The sequence below is a fragment of the uncultured Clostridium sp. genome, assembly GCF_934754925.1.
GTDB lineage: Bacteria > Bacillota > Clostridia > Clostridiales > Clostridiaceae > Clostridium.
In genome coordinates this window covers 34,369-52,849 of the sequence record NZ_CAKVJA010000003.1, presented here as the reverse complement: position 1 = coordinate 52,849, position 18,481 = coordinate 34,369, and the positions used below count along the sequence as shown (strand labels likewise).

15 protein-coding genes and 1 pseudogene are annotated in these 18,481 nt (G+C 29.3%); 14 read left to right on the top strand and 2 right to left on the bottom strand.

What is annotated here, in order from left to right:
• Positions 1-2 precede the first annotated feature (2 nt).
• The 3 genes from Q0G30_RS02730 to Q0G30_RS02720 all read left to right on the top strand — a co-directional run bounded on the left by Q0G30_RS02730 (position 3) and on the right by Q0G30_RS02720 (position 2,854).
• Entirely contained in the window at positions 3-542 is a 540-nt protein-coding gene (locus Q0G30_RS02730) for a DJ-1 family glyoxalase III (RefSeq protein ID WP_294386170.1), read from the top strand.
• 157 nt (positions 543-699) lie between these two features.
• Positions 700-2,454, top strand: a complete 1,755-nt coding sequence (recJ, locus tag Q0G30_RS02725) for a single-stranded-DNA-specific exonuclease RecJ (RefSeq protein WP_294386292.1) — start codon at positions 700-702, stop codon at positions 2,452-2,454.
• Between the two features lie 193 nt (positions 2,455-2,647).
• On the top strand, positions 2,648-2,854 hold the full coding sequence (locus tag Q0G30_RS02720; protein WP_294386166.1) for a hypothetical protein: 207 nt from the start codon (positions 2,648-2,650) through the stop codon (positions 2,852-2,854).
• 59 nt (positions 2,855-2,913) lie between these two features.
• Here Q0G30_RS02720 and Q0G30_RS02715 read toward each other — a convergent pair.
• Positions 2,914-3,009 (bottom strand): annotated as a pseudogene (locus Q0G30_RS02715) (small, acid-soluble spore protein, alpha/beta type); the annotation flags it as partial.
• Between the two features lie 288 nt (positions 3,010-3,297).
• Here Q0G30_RS02715 and Q0G30_RS02710 point away from each other — a divergent pair.
• From Q0G30_RS02710 to Q0G30_RS02665, 10 genes are all read left to right on the top strand, one after another.
• Positions 3,298-4,377 carry an undecaprenyldiphospho-muramoylpentapeptide beta-N-acetylglucosaminyltransferase gene (locus Q0G30_RS02710; protein ID WP_294386163.1) on the top strand — a complete coding sequence of 360 codons (1,080 nt, stop codon included), beginning with the start codon at positions 3,298-3,300 and terminating at the stop codon, positions 4,375-4,377.
• Between the two features lie 109 nt (positions 4,378-4,486).
• Entirely contained in the window at positions 4,487-4,918 is a 432-nt protein-coding gene (locus tag Q0G30_RS02705) for a flavodoxin domain-containing protein (protein WP_294386160.1), read from the top strand.
• Positions 4,919-5,068: 150 nt separating this feature from the next.
• On the top strand, positions 5,069-8,587 hold the full coding sequence (gene nifJ / locus Q0G30_RS02700; protein WP_294386157.1) for a pyruvate:ferredoxin (flavodoxin) oxidoreductase: 3,519 nt from the start codon (positions 5,069-5,071) through the stop codon (positions 8,585-8,587).
• A 214-nt stretch (positions 8,588-8,801) separates the two neighbouring features.
• A complete protein-coding gene (locus Q0G30_RS02695; protein ID WP_294130525.1) occupies positions 8,802-9,128 on the top strand; it encodes a DUF1292 domain-containing protein in 327 nt (108 codons plus the stop codon).
• Positions 9,129-9,404: 276 nt separating this feature from the next.
• Positions 9,405-10,232, top strand: coding sequence for a PHP domain-containing protein (locus Q0G30_RS02690; RefSeq protein ID WP_294386156.1), 828 nt, complete (start codon positions 9,405-9,407; stop codon positions 10,230-10,232).
• Between the two features lie 13 nt (positions 10,233-10,245).
• Positions 10,246-11,439, top strand: coding sequence for a pyridoxal phosphate-dependent aminotransferase (locus Q0G30_RS02685; protein ID WP_294386153.1), 1,194 nt, complete (start codon positions 10,246-10,248; stop codon positions 11,437-11,439).
• Positions 11,440-11,499: 60 nt separating this feature from the next.
• The gene (locus Q0G30_RS02680) at positions 11,500-12,138 is read left to right on the top strand and encodes an HAD-IB family hydrolase (protein ID WP_294386150.1); all 639 of its coding nucleotides are present in this window, start codon (positions 11,500-11,502) and stop codon (positions 12,136-12,138) included.
• On the top strand, positions 12,139-12,963 hold the full coding sequence (locus Q0G30_RS02675; protein WP_366013370.1) for an aminotransferase class IV: 825 nt from the start codon (positions 12,139-12,141) through the stop codon (positions 12,961-12,963).
• Between the two features lie 69 nt (positions 12,964-13,032).
• Positions 13,033-13,704 carry a hypothetical protein gene (locus Q0G30_RS02670; protein WP_294386148.1) on the top strand — a complete coding sequence of 224 codons (672 nt, stop codon included), beginning with the start codon at positions 13,033-13,035 and terminating at the stop codon, positions 13,702-13,704.
• Between the two features lie 90 nt (positions 13,705-13,794).
• Entirely contained in the window at positions 13,795-13,962 is a 168-nt protein-coding gene (locus tag Q0G30_RS02665) for a YvrJ family protein (protein ID WP_294386145.1), read from the top strand.
• A gap of 46 nt (positions 13,963-14,008) precedes the next feature.
• On the opposite strand, the gene Q0G30_RS02660 is transcribed toward Q0G30_RS02665, so the two are convergent.
• On the bottom strand, positions 14,009-15,646 hold the full coding sequence (locus Q0G30_RS02660) for a putative manganese-dependent inorganic diphosphatase (RefSeq protein ID WP_294386142.1): 1,638 nt from the start codon (positions 15,644-15,646) through the stop codon (positions 14,009-14,011).
• A gap of 276 nt (positions 15,647-15,922) precedes the next feature.
• On the opposite strand from Q0G30_RS02660, the gene Q0G30_RS02655 reads away from it, so the two are divergent.
• Complete coding sequence (locus Q0G30_RS02655; protein WP_294386139.1) at positions 15,923-18,472, top strand: calcium-translocating P-type ATPase, SERCA-type; 2,550 nt, start codon at positions 15,923-15,925, stop codon at positions 18,470-18,472.
• Positions 18,473-18,481: the final 9 nt, after the last annotated feature.

Below are 18,481 nucleotides of genomic sequence, written 5' to 3'. Positions count from 1 at the left end.
AAATGAAGGTTGCAGTTTTATTAGCAGAAGGTTTTGAAACTATTGAAGCATTAACAACAGTTGATATTTTAAGAAGAGCAGGTGTTACTTGTAATACTATTGGAACGAAGAGTTTAGAAGTAACTACATCTCATTCAATAACAATAAAAGCAGATAAAGTTTTAAATGAAGAAGTTTATGATTATGATGTTGTTGTATTACCAGGTGGAATGCCAGGAGCAGTAAACTTAAGAGATGATGAAAAGGTTAATGATCTTGTAAAGAGATTTTATGATGAAGGTAAGATTGTAGCAGCTATATGTGCAGGACCAATAACTTTTGGAAAGCTTGGAATAGTTAATGGTAAAAATGCAACATGTTATCCAGGTTTTGAAGATCAATTAGTAGGATGCAATTATAAAGAAGAGCTTGTAGTTGTTGATGGAAATATTATTACAGGAAGAGGACCTGCAGCTGCAATACCATTTGCATTTGAAATATTAAATCATGTAGCACCAGAAAAGGTAGAGCAAATTAAAGAAGGAATGCTTTTTAATAGTTAGAAGAGTATTAATTGATAAGTTAAGGAGGAAACTCCCTATGGAGTTTCTTCAATATAATTTTTAGTAAAGTCAGCGATAGCTGACTTTATTCATTAACTTGAAACTTTAAACTTGTCACTTATCACTAAATAAGCGGGGTGGTTTTTTGGAAAAATGGATGGTTAGAAATGTTAAGTTTAATACTGCGAAATTAGCACAGGATTTAGGAGTTAGTGAAGTAGTAGCAAAACTATTAGTTAATAGAGGCATATATAATTTAGATATAGCAAAGGGATTTTTAGATTCATCAATTGATAATTTATACAATGGATTAGATATGCTAGGAATGAGCGGTGCTGTTGAGCTAATGAAAAATAGCATTAATAATAATGAAAAGATACTAATAGTAGGAGATTACGATGTAGATGGCGTTATAAGTACTTATATATTATATAGAGCTATAAGCAAATGTGGTGGAAATGTTAGTTTTCATATTCCTGATAGAATAAAAGAGGGATATGGTATAAATGAAAGTATAATTAGAAAAGCTAGTGAAGATAAGGTTAATATAATAATAACATGTGATAATGGAATAGCCGCTATAGAGCAGGTTAAGTTAGCAAAGGAATTAGGGATAAAGGTAATTATTACTGATCATCATGATGTACCTTTTATTGAAGAAAATAAAGAAAGAAAATATGTAGTTCCAGATGCTGATTTCGTAATAAACCCTAAGCAAGAAAATTGTAATTATAAATTTGATAAAATTTGTGGTGCTGGAGTGGCATATAAATTTATAGAGTGGCTTTATAAAGAGTTTAATATTGATAAGGAAGAACTTTATGATTTACTACAATATGTAGCCATAGCAACTGTATGTGATGTTGTTGATTTAATTTCTGAAAATAGAATAATAGTTAAAGAAGGATTAAAGAGGATAAATAATACTAGTAATATAGGACTTAGAGCTTTATTTAAAGAAACTGGTTTAGAAGATAAAGAAATAACTGTCTATTCTTTAGGATTTGTTATAGGGCCAAGTATAAATGCTTCAGGAAGACTTGAACAAGCAGAATGGGCATTAAAAATGCTTTTAAGCGATAATGAAATAGAAGCTAAAGAGTTAGCAGAAAAGCTTAATGATTTAAATAAAGAAAGGCAAGAGTTAACAAAAGAAGGATTAGAAGAAGCTATTGAAATAATAGAAAAAAATAATATGGCTAAAGATAAAGTATTAGTTGTATATTTAGAAGATGTTCATGAAAGTATTGCAGGGATAATTGCGGGTAGAGTAAGAGAAAAATATAATCTTCCTACAATTATTTTAACAAAAGCACATGATGGAGCTAAAGGTTCAGGAAGATCTATTGAAGAATATAATATGTTTGAAGAATTACTTAAGTGCAAAGATTTATTAGGTAAGTTTGGCGGTCATCCAATGGCAGCAGGAATGTCTATACCAAATGAGAATATAGATGAATTTAGAAATAGATTAAATAATGTTACAACGTTAACTGATGAGGATATAATTCCTAAGGTTTCAATTGATATGGGGTTATCATTAAGTCAAATAAATTATGAGTTAATAGATCAAATATCATTATTAGAGCCTTATGGTAAAGCAAATCCTAAGCCTACCTTTGGGATGAAAAAGTTAAAAGTTGTAGAGGCAAAAATATTAGGTAAAAATAGAAATGTACTTAAGCTTAAATTAACAGATGGAAGGCTTTATATTGAAGGTATATATTTTGGAGATATAGAAGACTTTGAAAATTCAATAAAAGATGAGTTAGGTGAAATTGAATATAATAAGGTATTTAATGGTTTATCTAATAATCTTTATTTAGATATAATTTGTATGCCAGATATTAATGAGTTTAATGGAAATAAAAAGGTTCAATTAGTTATAAGTAATTATAGAATTTCAAAATAATTTTTTTAGTGGATGGAGGCAGAGATGTCTCCTTTTATATTAGTTAAAAAAAATTAACATTGAAGATGAATCTAATATAAAAATTTATTCAGCTTTTTCAGGGGGGACAAAATATATAAATACTGATAAATTTGTAAGTGCTAATATTAGTTGCAAGTATTCAGGTCTTGAAATATATTTTGATAATGCAATAATGGCAGAAGATACAGCGGTTCTTAGATTAGATGTATCTTTTTCAGGATTAGAAATATATATTCCAAGAAGTTGGAATGTTGAAAATAGAACTAATGTGTTTTTAGGTGGAATTCAAAATAAAAAGTATGGGGATAAGGTATATAATAATACTTTAATATTAACTGGAAATGTTAGACTTTCAGGAGTAGAGATACATTATATATAGTTTATAAAATAAATAATAGGGTGCTTTATAAAGTATCCTATTATTTACTTTAAAATTTTTTATTTTAATCCATTTTCATATTGTTCAACCATACGTTTAATTATTTCTTCACCAACGCTACTGCATTGTTTAGAAGTTAAATCAGAGTTGTAATCCTCACTATATCTTTATGTTAATAGCTTATCCAAGTAGAAAGTTTATATTATATTTAATTAGAGGAAAAGGTGGAAAAATGCTGGGTTAGTGGTAGAATATATAGGGATGATTAACTATTTACAACTTAAATTTGGTAAATATCTAATAGGCATTAGAATTAAGAGTTGAAATTTGGTTAAAATCTTAATAAAAGTTTTCAAGGCAAATATTAAAAAATTGTAAAACTATATTATTTTAATAAGTATAATTAATAATATAGATACAGTAATAATCAATGAGGTGTTTTAATGAGTAAGTATAAGATTATAATGACTGGTGGGGGAACAGCAGGCCATGTAACTCCAAATTTAGCTTTAGTTCCAAAGTTAAGGGAAAAAGACTTTGAAATAAAGTATATAGGAAGCTATGAAGGAATTGAAAAAGAAATTATAGGTGATGCAGGTATACCTTATTATTCAATTTCATCAGGAAAATTAAGAAGATATTTTGATATGAAAAATTTCTCAGACCCATTTAAAGTTATGAAGGGAGTTCTTCAGGCAAGTAAAATTTTATCAAAAGAGAAGCCAGATGTTATTTTCTCAAAAGGTGGATTTGTTGCTGTACCAGTAGTTATAGCTGCATCAATGAAAAAGATACCAGTAGTATCTCATGAGTCAGATTTAACACCAGGACTTGCAAATAAATTATCTGCTCCATTTTGTGATAAATTATGTGTAACTTTTAGAGAAAGTTTAAATTATATAAAAGACGGTAAAGGTGAATTAACAGGTACGCCAATAAGAGAAGAGATATTAAAGGGAAGTAGAATAAGAGGAAAAGAAATTTGTAACTTTAAGCAGGATAAAGAGATAATTTTAGTTATAGGCGGCAGTTTAGGTGCAAAGAATATAAATGATGAAGTTAGATATCATATTAATGAAATATTAAAGAGTTTTAATGTAATTCATATATGTGGAAAAGGAAATTTGGATAAATCATTAGAGGGATTAGATGGATATAAACAGTTTGAATATGTTAAGGAGGATTTACCACATTTACTTAAATATGCTGATTTTATAATTTCTAGAGCTGGTGCCAATGTAATATTTGAATTATTAGCATTAAAAAAGCCAACACTATTAATACCTTTATCTAAAAAAAGTAGTAGAGGAGATCAAATATTAAATGCTAAATCTTTTGCTAAAGAAGGGTATTCATTAGTTTTAGATGAAGATGAAATGATAGAAAAGCATAATTTAATGGAAAAGCTTTCAGAATTACAATCAAGAAAAAATGAATTTGTAAAAAATATGAGCAATAGCCAAATGAAAAATGGTGTTGATGCAATAATAAATGTAATAATGAATAGTATTAAGAAAAAATAAATTTTAAAATATAGATGTAAATAACTTGAAAAAAAAATTCACTGTTATATAATGAAATTGATGGAAAAATTAACATAATAAACCAAACAAAAGTAGAAGAGGTGCTAAAATGAAAAAAGTTTCAATAATATATTGGAGTAATGGTGGAAATGTCGAAATTATAGCAAATGCTATATGTGAAGGAGCTAGTATAGGAAATGTAGAAGTTGAAACGAAGCATGTGGCAGATGCATCTGCTAAAGATGTTTTAGAATCGGATGCAGTAGCTTTTGGAAGCCCAGCAATGATAAACGATGATATAGAAGAAATAGATATGAAACCTTTTATCAATAGTTTAAAGGAATTAGAGATTAGAAATAAACCTTTAGTGTTGTTTGGATCATGCGGATGGCGTGATACAAAATTTATTGATAAATGGCAAAATAATATGGAAGACTGTGGATTTAACGTTTTAGGAAAATTAGCGGTTAAGGATTCTATAGAAAAGGATGATTTAAAAAAGGCTAAAGAGTTAGGAAAATTATTAACTTTGGATATATAGTTTAAAGTTAGCTCATATCTACTAAATAAAAAAGGTATACATTTTATGTAAGCAACTATGGTATATTATTGAAATTAAATATAGTTTAATTCGATATGTACCATATTATTTATATGCTTAATTTTAAAAAAGGGAAGCGAGGTAGACGAGATGAGAAAAATGAAGACTATGGATGGTAACACTGCTGCTGCACACGTATCATATGCGTTTACAGAAGTAACTGCTATTTATCCAATAACTCCATCATCACCAATGGCAGAACATGTTGATGAATGGGTTGCACAAGGTAGAAAAAATATTTTTGGACAACCAGTAAAGGTTATGGAAATGCAATCAGAGGGAGGAGCAGCAGGTGCTGTACATGGATCATTACAAGCTGGAGCTTATACAACTACATATACAGCTTCACAAGGGTTATTATTAATGATTCCTAATATGTATAAAATAGCAGGAGAAAGACTTCCAGGTGTTATACATGTATCTGCTAGAGCATTAGCAACATCTTCATTAAATATATTTGGAGATCATCAAGATGTTATGGCTGCTAGACAAACTGGGTTTGCTATGCTTGCTGAAGGTTCAGTGCAAGAAGTTATGGATTTATCTGCAGTTGCACATTTAGCAGCAATTAAAACTAGAATTCCATTTATGAACTTTTTTGATGGATTTAGAACATCTCATGAAATTCAAAAAATAGAAGTTTTAGAATATGATGAGTTAGCTAAGTTAGTTGACTGGGATGCAGTAAAAGAATTTAGAAAATCTGCATTAAATCCAGATCATCCAGTAACTAGAGGAACAGCACAAAACCCTGATATATACTTCCAAACAAGAGAAGCTGTAAATAGATTCTATGATGATATTCCAGAAGTAGTCGAAGGATATATGGCTGAAATAACTAAATTAACAGGAAGAGAATATCATTGCTTCGATTATTATGGAGCACCAGATGCCGATAGAGTAATTATTGCAATGGGTTCAGGAACTGATGTTGCTGAAGAAACTGTAGATTACTTAAATGGTAGAGGGGAAAAGGTTGGTGTTGTAAAAGTTAGACTTTATAGACCTTTCTCAGTTGAAAAATTATTAGCTGCAATTCCGGATACAGTTAAAAAGATTGCAGTTTTAGATAGAACTAAGGAACCAGGATCAATTGGCGAACCATTATACTTAGATGTAGTAAGTGCATTTGCTGGTAAAGAAAATGCTCCAATTATAGTTGGTGGTAGATATGGATTAGGTTCAAAGGATCCAAATCCTTCAGATATAGCTGCAGTTTATGCTAACTTATCTAAGGACGAGCCTAAGAATGGTTTTACAATTAGTATAGTTGATGACGTAACATTTACATCACTTGAAACAGTAGAAGATATAGATGCTACACCAGAAGGAACTAAGGCTTGTAAGTTCTGGGGATTAGGTTCAGATGGTACTGTTGGTGCTAATAAGAGTGCTATTAAGATTATCGGTGACCATACTGATATGTATGCTCAAGGATATTTCTCATATGATTCTAAGAAATCAGGTGGTATAACAGTTTCTCACTTAAGATTCGGTAAGAAGCCAATTAAATCACCATATTTAATAGATAAAGCTGATTTTGTAGCATGTCACAATCAATCATATGTTTATAAATATAATGTATTAGATGGATTAAAGGCCAATGGTACATTCTTATTAAATACAATTTGGACACCAGAAGAATTAGAAGAGAAATTACCAGCAGAAATGAAGAGAACTATAGCTGAAAAGAATATAAAATTCTATACATTAAATGCTGTTAAGATAGCTCAAGAAATTGGACTTGGTGGAAGAATCAACATGATAATGCAAGCTGCATTCTTCAAATTAGCTAATATAATTCCTGTTGATGAAGCAGTAGCATACTTAAAACAAGCTGTTGTTACATCATACGGTAAAAAAGGTGAAAAAGTTGTTAATATGAATAATGCTGCTATTGATGCTGGTATTGAAGCTATAGTAAAAATAGAAGTTCCAGCAACATGGGCAAATGCAGTAGATGCAGAAGTAGCTACTACTAAAGAAGCTCCAGCATTTATTAAAGATATAGTTGAACCTATGAATAGACAAGAAGGGTTTGGACTACCTGTTTCAACATTTGTTAAACATGGTATGGAAGACGGTACTTTCATGGCTGGTACAGCTGCATATGAAAAAAGAGGAATTGCAATTAATGTTCCAGAATGGATACCAGAAAATTGTATTCAATGTAATCAATGTTCAGTAGTATGTCCTCATGCAGCAATAAGACCATTCTTATTAACTGGTGAAGAAGCTGAAAAAGCTCCTGCTTCAATGAAGACTACTGATGCTAAGGCATTAAAGACAGAAGCTCCATATAAGTTCTCAATTGGTGTTACACCTCTTGATTGTACAGGATGTGGAAACTGTGCTGAAGTATGTCCAGCTAAGAATAAAGCTTTAGTAATGAAACCACAAGATAGTCAACATGATCAAATAGATGCTTGGGATTATGCAACAACAGAAGTATCTGCTAAGAAGAACCCAATGAATAAGAATACATTAAAAGGCAGTCAATTCGAACAACCACTTCTTGAGTTCTCAGGAGCTTGTGCTGGATGTGGAGAAACTCCATATGCTAAACTTGTTACTCAATTATTTGGTGATAGAATGATGGTAGCTAATGCTACAGGATGTTCTTCAATTTGGGGAGGATCAGCTCCTGCAACTCCATATACAGTTAACCATAATGGACATGGGCCAGCTTGGGCAAATTCATTATTTGAAGATAATGCTGAATATGGATTAGGTATGTTCTTAGGAGTTCAAGCTATAAGAGATAGAGTTGCTGAAAATGTAAAAGTTGCTTTAGAAAGTGACTTAGCAGATGAAACTAAGGCTGTATTAAAAGATTGGTTAGATAATAAAGAAGAAAGCGCTGGAACTAGAGAAAGAGCAAATGCTTTAGTTACTGTACTTGAAAATTGTGATAATGAAATAGCTAAGACTATTTTAAATGATAAAGAATTCTTCGTTAAGAGATCTCAATGGATATTTGGTGGAGATGGTTGGGCATATGATATCGGATACGGTGGACTTGACCATGTTCTTGCATCAGGAGATAACGTAAATGTATTAGTATTTGATACAGAAGTTTACTCAAATACTGGTGGACAATCTTCTAAAGCTACACCAACAGCTGCAATTGCTAAATTTGCTGCTTCTGGTAAGAGAACTAAGAAGAAAGATTTAGGTATGATGGCTATGAGTTATGGTTATGTATATGTTGCTCAAGTTTGTATGGGAGCAGATAAAAACCAAGTTCTTAAAGCTATAGCTGAGGCAGAAGCTTATAATGGACCATCACTAATAATAGCTTATGCTCCATGTATTAATCATGGTATTAAAGCAGGAATGACAAATTCACAAGCAGAAGCTAAAAAAGCTGTAGAGTGTGGATATTGGGCATTATATAGATATAATCCGGCATTAAAAGGAACTAAGAATCCATTTACTTTAGATTCAAAAGAACCTAAGGGTGACTTTAGAGAATTCTTAATGGGTGAAGTTAGATACGCTTCATTAGCTAAGGTATTCCCTGAAGCAGCAGAAGCTTTATTTGAAAAGACTCAAGCAGATGCAATGGAAAGATTAGAAAATTATAAAAAACTTGCCAATCAAGAATAGTAATAAATTAACAAAAAAGAGGTGAAAGCCTCTTTTTTATTTATATTTTATAAAAAAACTTTAAATTTTTATAAAAAAAAATATTTTTCTTTTATTTTCCTAAGAATAAGGGTACAATTATAAAGACTAGTTAGTTAAACAATATTAATAAAATAAATTTTTGTACTTATTTTAAATAAGATTGTTTAACTTATTATTTAAGGAGGAATGTAAAATGGAAAATGAATTAAATAAATGCGGCGAAGGCTGCGGATGTGGACATGATCATGATAGTCACGGATGTGGAGATAACTGTGGGTGTGGAGAACACGAACATGAACACTTTGTTGTTGACTTAGAAGATGATAACGGAAATGTTATATCTTGCCCAATAGTTGATGCATTTGAATTTGAAGAAAATGAATATGTATTAGCTCAAAATCCAGAAGATGAATCAGTATATCTTTTCAGATCAACTGAAGAAGGAGAACTTATAGTTCCAGAAGAAGCTGAATTTGATAAAGTAACTGAATATTACACTAACGTTTTAGCTGATCAATAATAGTTAAAGAGATTATACAGAGCAATTTGTATAATCTCTTTTTTCTATAATTTACTTAGCATTATTGAGAATTTAATTCAGTGTTTTCAATTTACATTTTACAGGTAAGATGATATATTTTTATTATGGGAAATATTGCTTAGTGTATAATATAATATTAAAAAATATTTAAAATTTTAATATTATATTATAACTTGGAATAACAATTTCATAAGTAACTTAAACTAAGTAAAAGTTATAAATGAAAATTTCACTTGAAAAGAAAAGGTGAATAAGATGAAGTATGCGGATTTACATATTCATTCAAATTATTCTGATGGCGTAAAAAGTCCAGAAGAAATAATTGATTCAGCAATAAAAGATAATATTAAATATATTTCTATAACAGATCATGATTCTATAGCAGCACAGTATATTACTAAAAACAACTATGAAGGAATAAATATAATTCCAGGCATTGAGCTTAGTAGTGAATATAAAGAAATGGAATTACATATCCTTGGATACTTTATGGATATTGATAATAAAGCACTTCAAGAAGTTGTAAATGAATTAAATACTCAAAGAATAAAAAGAGTAGAAAATATATTATTTAAATTAAAAGAATATGATATTAAATTAGAATTAGAAGATCTAGCAATAGATATAGATGCAACAGTAGGAAGAAGTCATGTAGCAAATGCAATGGTTAGAAAAGGTTACTTTGATAACTATAAAAGTGCTTTTAGAAAGTTTTTAATTCAAGGGAAACCAGGATATGTTAAGGGGTTTAGATTAAATTATAGAGACTGCATAGATGTAATTAATAAATCAGGTGGGGTAGCTATTTTAGCTCATCCGGGACAGATATATAGAAAAATTGAAGTAGAAAATATTTTAAAGGAATTAAGATGTTTTGGCCTTAAGGGTATAGAAGTATATCATCCAAGCCATTCGCAAGGAGATATAAATAAATTTTTTAATTTATCTAAAAAGTATAAATTATGTGTAACTGGAGGAAGTGATTATCATGGTAAAACTTTAGGCTATGATAATTTATCTATAGGTAGTTGTGGTTTAAATGAAGATTATTTAGAAAAGTTTATTAAATTTAATAAGAAATAATGGGGGCAAATCAATGGAATTATCAAGAAAAGCACAAAGAATTGAAGCATCAGCAACTTTAGCAATAACAGCAAAAGCTAAAGAGATGAAGGAAAATGGAATTGATGTAATTAGTTTTGGAGCTGGAGAACCAGATTTTAATACGCCACAAAATATAATTAATGCTGCAATAAAAGCAATGGAAGATGGAAATACAAAATATACAAATGTAAACGGAATACTTCCGTTAAGAGAAGCTATATGTAAAAAATTTAATGATGATAATGGTTTAGTATATAATCCATCACAAATAGTAGTATCTACAGGGGCTAAACAATCACTTGCAAATGCATTTTTAGCAATATTAAATCCAGATGATGAAGTAATTGTACCTAATCCTTATTGGGTTAGTTACCCAGAACTTATAAGATTAGCTGATGGAAATCCTGTATTTGTAGAAAGTGATGAAAGATCTTCTTATAAGTTTACTAAAGAAAATTTAGAAAAAGTAGTGACTGAAAAAACTAAAGCTATTATATTAAATACGCCTAATAATCCAACAGGAACTATTTATACTAGAGAAGAATTAATAGAAATAGCTGAATTTGCAAAAAAATATGATCTTATAATAATTTCTGACGAAATGTATGAAAAGTTAATATATGATGGAGAAAAGCATATAAGTATTGCTAGTATTTCAAATGATGCCTATGAAAGAACTATTGTTATTAATGGTTTATCTAAATCTTATGCTATGACTGGATGGAGATTAGGATATTGCGGGGCAACAGAAAAGATTGCAAAACTTATGACTAATATTCAAAGTCATATGACCTCTAATGTTTGTTCTATAACTCAATATGCAGCCATTGAAGCTTTAAATGGTTCTCAAGATAAGGTTAAAGAAATGATTTCTGAATTCGAAAGAAGAAGAAATTATATGGTTAAGACTTTAGAAGAGATGAATAATTTAAGTATAATTAAACCACAAGGTGCATTTTATATTATGATAAACATTGATAGATGTTTAGGAAAAGAAATTAATGGACAAAAAATTACTAATTCAATGGATTTTTCTGCAAGATTATTAGAAGATGAAAAGGTAGCAGTTATTCCAGGAAGAGCTTTTGGATTAGATAATTATGTAAGAGTATCTTATGCAACTTCAATGGAGTTGATTAAAGAAGGCTTAGAAAGAATTAATAAGTTTATTAATAAGTTAAAATAAAAAAGGGGCTGAAGCATATAAAATGCTCAGCCTCTAGTAAGTTTGTTTGGAGGAAAATAAGTGGAAAAATTAGCAATATTTGATATAGATTATACAATAACAAGAAAAGAGTCGTTAATGGAATTTTTTAAATATATTGTATCTAAGGATATAAAAAATATAAAATTCTTACCAAGGGCTTTATACTCAGGGCTAATGTATGGTATTAAAGTCTATGATGAAAGAAAGGTTAAAGAGTGCTTCTTAAAATTTATAGAAAACATAGATGAAGTAGAATTAGCTAATCTTACTAAAGCATTTTATGATGAAAGACTAAGTAAAATACTTTACAAGGATGCAGTAGAGATGATAAAGAAATTAAAAAAAGAAGGGTATATGGTAATACTTATATCAGCATCACCAGAATTTTATATTAAAGAATTTTATGCGATAAAAGAAGTAGATTTAATAATTGGAACTAAATTTGCTTTTGAAGGTGGAAAATTCATAAGAAAAATGGATGGTAATAATTGCAAGGGTGAAGAGAAAGTCAGAAGATTAAATGAGGTTTTAAAAGAAAAAAATATAAAAGTAGATTTTAAAAATTCTTATATGTTTTCAGACTCTTTATCAGATAAGCCATTATTAGATCTTGTTGGAAATCCATATCTAATTAATTATAAAAAGAAACATAAAATAGAAGTTTTAAAGTGGAAATAAATGATCTTCAAAGGAAGTGTAATATTAATGGAAGCAATAAATAAATTTTATTTAAATAATGGAGTAATATATCCTATTAGTGATTTTAGTGATGAAGATTATAAGGAAAAAATAATATATGAGGTATTAAGAGTTGTTAATGGAAAGCCGGTGTTTTTAAAGGAACATTTAGCTAGAATGAAAAAATCATTTAAGATGATAAATAAAGAATTTCCATATAGTGAAGAAGAGATAGAAAATTTAATAGTTAAAGTTATTATAAAGAATGATAATGCTGTTGGTAATATAAAGGTTACATATAATACAAGCAATGGTAATTTAAAAATATATTATATAATGCATTCCTATCCGGCTGAAGAGTACTATGAAAAGGGAGTAAAAGTTATTCTTTATTATGGTGAAAGAGAAAATCCTAATTTAAAGATAGTTAGTACAGAGTTTAGAGCTAAAATTACAGAAAAAATGAAGGAAGCTAAGGCTCATGAAGCACTTTTAGTAGATAGAAATGGTTTTATTACAGAAGGAAGTAAATCAAACTTTTTTGGAATAAAGGATAAAAAGCTTATAACAGCTAAAGGTGAAGCAGTACTTAGGGGAATTACAAGAGATAAAATATTTAAGATAGCGGAATCATTAGGGATAGAAGTAGAAGAAAAAGAAATAAAGGCATCTGAAATAAGTGATTTGGATTCATTATTTATTTCAGGAACTTCAGTTGCTATATTACCAATATCTCAAGTTGATGATATAAAATTTGATGTTAATAATGAAATTTTGAGAAAAATTATGAAAAAGTATAATGAGCTTTTAGAGGGAAAATTATAAGAAAATACAATAGGATAGTGATTGTCACTATCCTAAATTAAATTTAAAAATAAAGGAAATAGGTGGGCTATGGAAATAAATATTAAAAAAGAAATTAATACATATTTGTTTGTTTTATTTAAACTTATGGGAGGGTTTTTCTTAGCTGCTTTAGGAATAGTATTTATGATAAAAGCTAATTTAGGATTATCACCATGGGATGTATTACATCAAGGAATAACAAAAGTAATGCCTATAACAATGGGACAAGCTAATATAGTTGTTGGTATAATTGTTGTTATTTCAAGTGTATTTTTAGGTGTGAAAATTGGAATAGGAACTATATTAAATACTATTTTTATAGGTATATTTATTGACTTAATAACAATGATGAATATTATTTCTCTTGTAGATAATTTATTTATAGGAATAGTAATGCTAGTAATTGGAATGGTTTTTATGGGGCTAGGAACATGCATCTATTTAAGTTGTGAATTAGGGTGTGGGCCTAGAGATGGCTTGATGACTGCATTAACTAGAATTACTAAAAAGCCAGTAAAGGTAATAAGAACAACTATTGAAGTATGTGCTCTAATTTGTGGTTGGTTATTAGGTGGTTATGTAGGGATTGGTACTATAATAACAGCAATTGGATTAGGATATATTATTCAAATGTGGTGTAAAATTTTAAAACTAGATATAGCAGTATTAAATCATAGAAGTATAATTGAAGATATTAAGAAAATTATAGAAAAGTACTAGTGTAAAATTAAAAAAATAAAAAATTAAAATAAAAAAGTGTTAGTTACTGGATATATATTAAGTGTAATAATTATTTTAGGGGGTAAGTTTATGGAGATAAGCGAACTTATTAATTTAATTGCTAATGTTGGTTTTCCAGTAGCTATTAGTGCATATTTATTAATACGCTTAGAAAAGCAAATAATGACATTAACATTTTCAATAAATAAGTTAAATACAATAATTTCGGCTAAACTTGGTATTGTAATTGACAATTAAGAAGAAACAAAAATGAGTGTATCTTAATGATACACTCATTTTTATATTAAGATGTTATAGCATTAGTTATTGGAGGTACAACTTGTTTCTTTCTAGAAAGAACTCCAGGAAGGAATGCACCTTTATCTTTTAAAGTAATCTTAAATGCTTTTTCAACTATCTCAGGTTTAGCACCTGTAACTAATATCTCAGAACCTTCGTTTAGTATATCAGTTAATAATAACATAACCATTTCTAAGCCAGCTTCTTTAGCTTTTTGATCCATGTAATTTAACATCTCTTCCTTTAAAGGCATAAATCCTTCAATATCCATTGTATTAACTTGAGAAATACCTACTTTAGTACCTTCAATAGTAAATGGTTTGAAGTCAGTGTTGAATATTTGTTCAACAGTTTTACCTTTTAGTGAAGTACCAGCCTTAAACATTTCTTTTGCAAATTCTTCTATGTTTATACCAGCAATTTCAGCAAGCTTTTTGCAGATATATTGATCTTGTGGAGTGCAAGTTGGGCTTCTGAATAATAATGTATCAGAGATTATTGCTCCACAAAGAAGTCCTGCAGCTTTTCTTGAAGGTCTAATTCCACTTTCAAAGAAGCATTTAGCAACTATTGTTGAAGTACTTCCAACTGGTTCATTTCTGAAGTAAATTGGATTATTAGTTTGAATATCAGCAACTCTGTGGTGGTCGATGATTTCTAATACTTCAGCATCTTCTAAGCCATCAACAGATTGACCTCTTTCATTATGGTCAACTTGGATAACTTTTTTCTTATGGTTAGAAATTAAGTGGTATCTAGAAACAGTACCAACAACTCTTCCGTTTTCATCTAAAACAGGATAGCTTCTAAATCTAGTTTCAGACATAACTTTTTTTATGTCATCAACTAAATCATCAGTTCTGAAAGAAACTATATTTTCTTTAACCATTACATATCCTACAGGGATACTTTGAACGATAAGTCTTGAAGCTGTAAATGAATCATGTTGAGTAACTATTATAGTAACACCATGTTCTTTAGCTAAGTTTATTATTTTTTCAGATGGAGCATATCCACCAGTAACGATCATTAATGAAACATTAAGGTTTATTAATGCAGCTTGAGCCTCTTCTCTATCACCAACTATAGCAATGTCGCCTTCTTCTATATGCTCAGTCATAGTGTCAGGTTGCATAGCTGTAACTGCAATTTTACCAGGGAAGAATTTTATATCTTCATTTACATAACAGATTTTAGCAGATAAAGTATCAATTATGTTATCTAAAGTTGTATTACTTTTTGATAAGATTCTGTTATCCCAAATATCCATGTAGCAAGAAGTAAGGTTAGCAACAGCTAATACTCCTAATAAATGATTATTTTCATCACCTACAGGTAAAGTTTTTATGTTTTTCTCTCTCATAATTGTCCAAGCTGTTTTTAATGAAATATCAGGAGAAACTGGATTTATATTATCAAATTGTAAGTCTTCTACTTTAAGTTTAACTGTGTTTAAGAATTTTGGTGCTTCTGCATCAAAATAATCTAGTATAAATTGAGTTTCTTGATTTACATCACCAAGTCTGCAAGCAACAGTTTCAGTTTCACCAATTTTATTTTTGAATTCAGCATATGCATAAGCTGCACATATTGAGTCTGAATCAGGGTTTTTATGCCCAGTTACATAAATTATATCTTTCATGCAATATGACCTCCTTAGTATATTTAGATAAATAAAGCAATTAATTTATATGTTATCAAAGACAACTTCTCAACTCTTTAAGGTAGTAAAGTACTATTTAAAGAGTAGTATCTTAATGGCCTTATACATATTTTCGCATACTACTATTCTATATTTGTAAATGAAATTTGTAAATAAAAATGTAAAGTATAATAAATAGAAATTTAACTTAATTATCATAGTATTACATAAACATTAATATATATATACAAGAGTTCTTGATGAGGAGGAGAAAGAGTGATACAAGAAAAAGAATTTAGTAGGGGGTTAAGTACTAGAGAAGCAGAAAAAAGAATTAAAACCTATGGTCTAAATGAACTTAAACATAAAAAGAAAAAGTCACCGGTTTTGATTTTCTTATCTCAATTCAATGATTTCTTAGTATGGGTATTAATAGGTGCAACTATTATATCAGGATTTATTGGAGATAAGGCAGATGCAATAACAATACTTATTATAGTAATTGTAAATGCAATATTAGGTTTTGTACAAGAATTTAGAACAGAGAAATCACTAGAAGCGTTACAGGAAATGGCAGCACCAACTTGTAAAGCTATAAGAGATGGAAATATTAAAGTGATAAATTCAAGAGAATTAACAAAAGGTGATGTTGTAATATTAGAAGCTGGGGATAGAATTCCAGCAGATGGAACCTTTATTGATGCTGCAAATATGGTAGTAGATGAATCATTATTAACAGGAGAATCTGTAGGTATATCTAAAGATACAAACAAAGGAAAAAATGAAGGGTACATGGGTACAATAGTTTTAAAGGGTAGAGGATTGTTAGTAGTTGATTCCATTGGTATGGAAACTGAAATGGGGAAAATAGCAAATCTTTTAGATAACATAGAAGAGGAAAAGTCACCTTTAAGGGAAAGACTAGATTCTTTAGGTAAAATATTAGTTGTAGTTTGTATTATAGTATGTATTATTGTTACAGTTCTTGGAATATTAAGAGGAAATAATATTACTGAAATGTTTCTTTTAGGTGTATCATTAGCTGTTGCTGCGATACCAGAAGGCTTAGCTGCTATAGTTACTGTTGCATTAGCATTAGGTGTAAGTAGAATGCTTAAGAGAAATGCATTAATTAGAAAGTTGCCAGCAGTTGAAACTTTAGGATGCACTTCTGTAATTTGTTCGGATAAAACAGGAACTTTGACTCAAAATAAAATGACAGTAAAAGAAATTTTAACAAATGGGAAAATTTATGAATTAGATAAGGAAAATTTATATGATTGTGAAAAGCTAAAAGAAGCGTTTGTATACTGTAATGATACAAATTATAACTATGATATTAAGAATATTGATAAAGCTGTTATGGGAGATCCTACAGAAACAGCTTTAGTTAAAGTATTTTTTAAAGAAACAAAAGAAGCAGAAGATTTTATTGCAAAGGCTAATAGGTTATTTGAAATACCATTTGACTCTACTAGAAAAATGATGACTGTAATAATGAAGGTAAATGGTAAAGAAACTTGTTATATGAAAGGTGCTCCAGAAAGGGTATTAGAGAGATGTAGTGCAGTATTAGAAAATGGCAAAATAAAGCCTCTTACAGCTCAAAAGAAAAAGCAAATTTATAATTATATTGAATCTATGTCAAATAGAGCTTTAAGATGTATAGCTGCAGCTTATAAAGAGGAACATTTAGTTAAAAATGATTCTGTGGAAGAAAATTTAATATTCTTAGGAGTTGCAGGAAGTATGGATCCTCCTAGAATAGAAGTTAAAGATGCTGTATTAAAGTGTAAAATGGCAGGAATTAAACCTATAATGATAACAGGTGATCACAAAAATACTGCATTAGCAATTGCCAAGAGTATTAATATTTGTACTACAGATGATCAAGCTATTACAGGTGATGAATTAGAAAAGATGTCTGATGAAGAGTTAGTAAAGAGAGTTGAGAAATTAAGGGTATTTGCAAGGGTATCTCCAAATCATAAGTTAAGAATAGTGAGAGCTTTTAAAAAGAATAATAACATAGTTGCAATGACTGGTGATGGTGTTAATGATGCTCCTGCAATAAAAGAAGCTGATATAGGTGTTGCTATGGGCATATCAGGAACAGATGTTACTAAGGAAGCTGCATCAATGGTTTTAATGGATGATAATTTTGCCACAATAGTATCTGCTGTTGAAGAAGGAAGAATTATCTATGATAACATAAGAAAGTTTATTAGATACTTATTATCTTGTAATTTAGGTGAAGTTTTAACGATGTTTTTAGCATCATTATTTTATTTACCAAATCCACTTACACCAATACAAATTTTATTTGTAAATTTAGCTACTGATGGATTACCAGCTATTGCATTAGGAATTGACCCTGCAGATAAAGATATAATGAGACAGGCACCTAGAGAAAAGAATGAGGGAATATTTGCAAGAGGACTTTGGGAAAAAATTATTGTTAGAGGATGTCTAATTGGAATTTGTACCTTATTATCTTTTATGGTAGGAAGGTATTATGGAATGGATTTAGCAACTTGTAGAACTATTGCATTATGCACATTGGTTATGTCTCAACTTTTACATGTATTTGAATGTAGATCAGAAAGACATTCTATATTTGAAATAAATGTATTATCAAATATATATTTGTTAGGAGCAGTATTAGTTTCAATTACTATGATATGTTGTATATTATATATTCCGTTTTTAAAGGGAATATTTAATACAGTTGCTTTAAATTTAGGACAATGGTTATTAGTAATATTCTTCTCAGGAATAATTTTCTTAATAAATAGTGTATATCTTCTTATAAAGTCTAAAAAGTAAACAAAATAG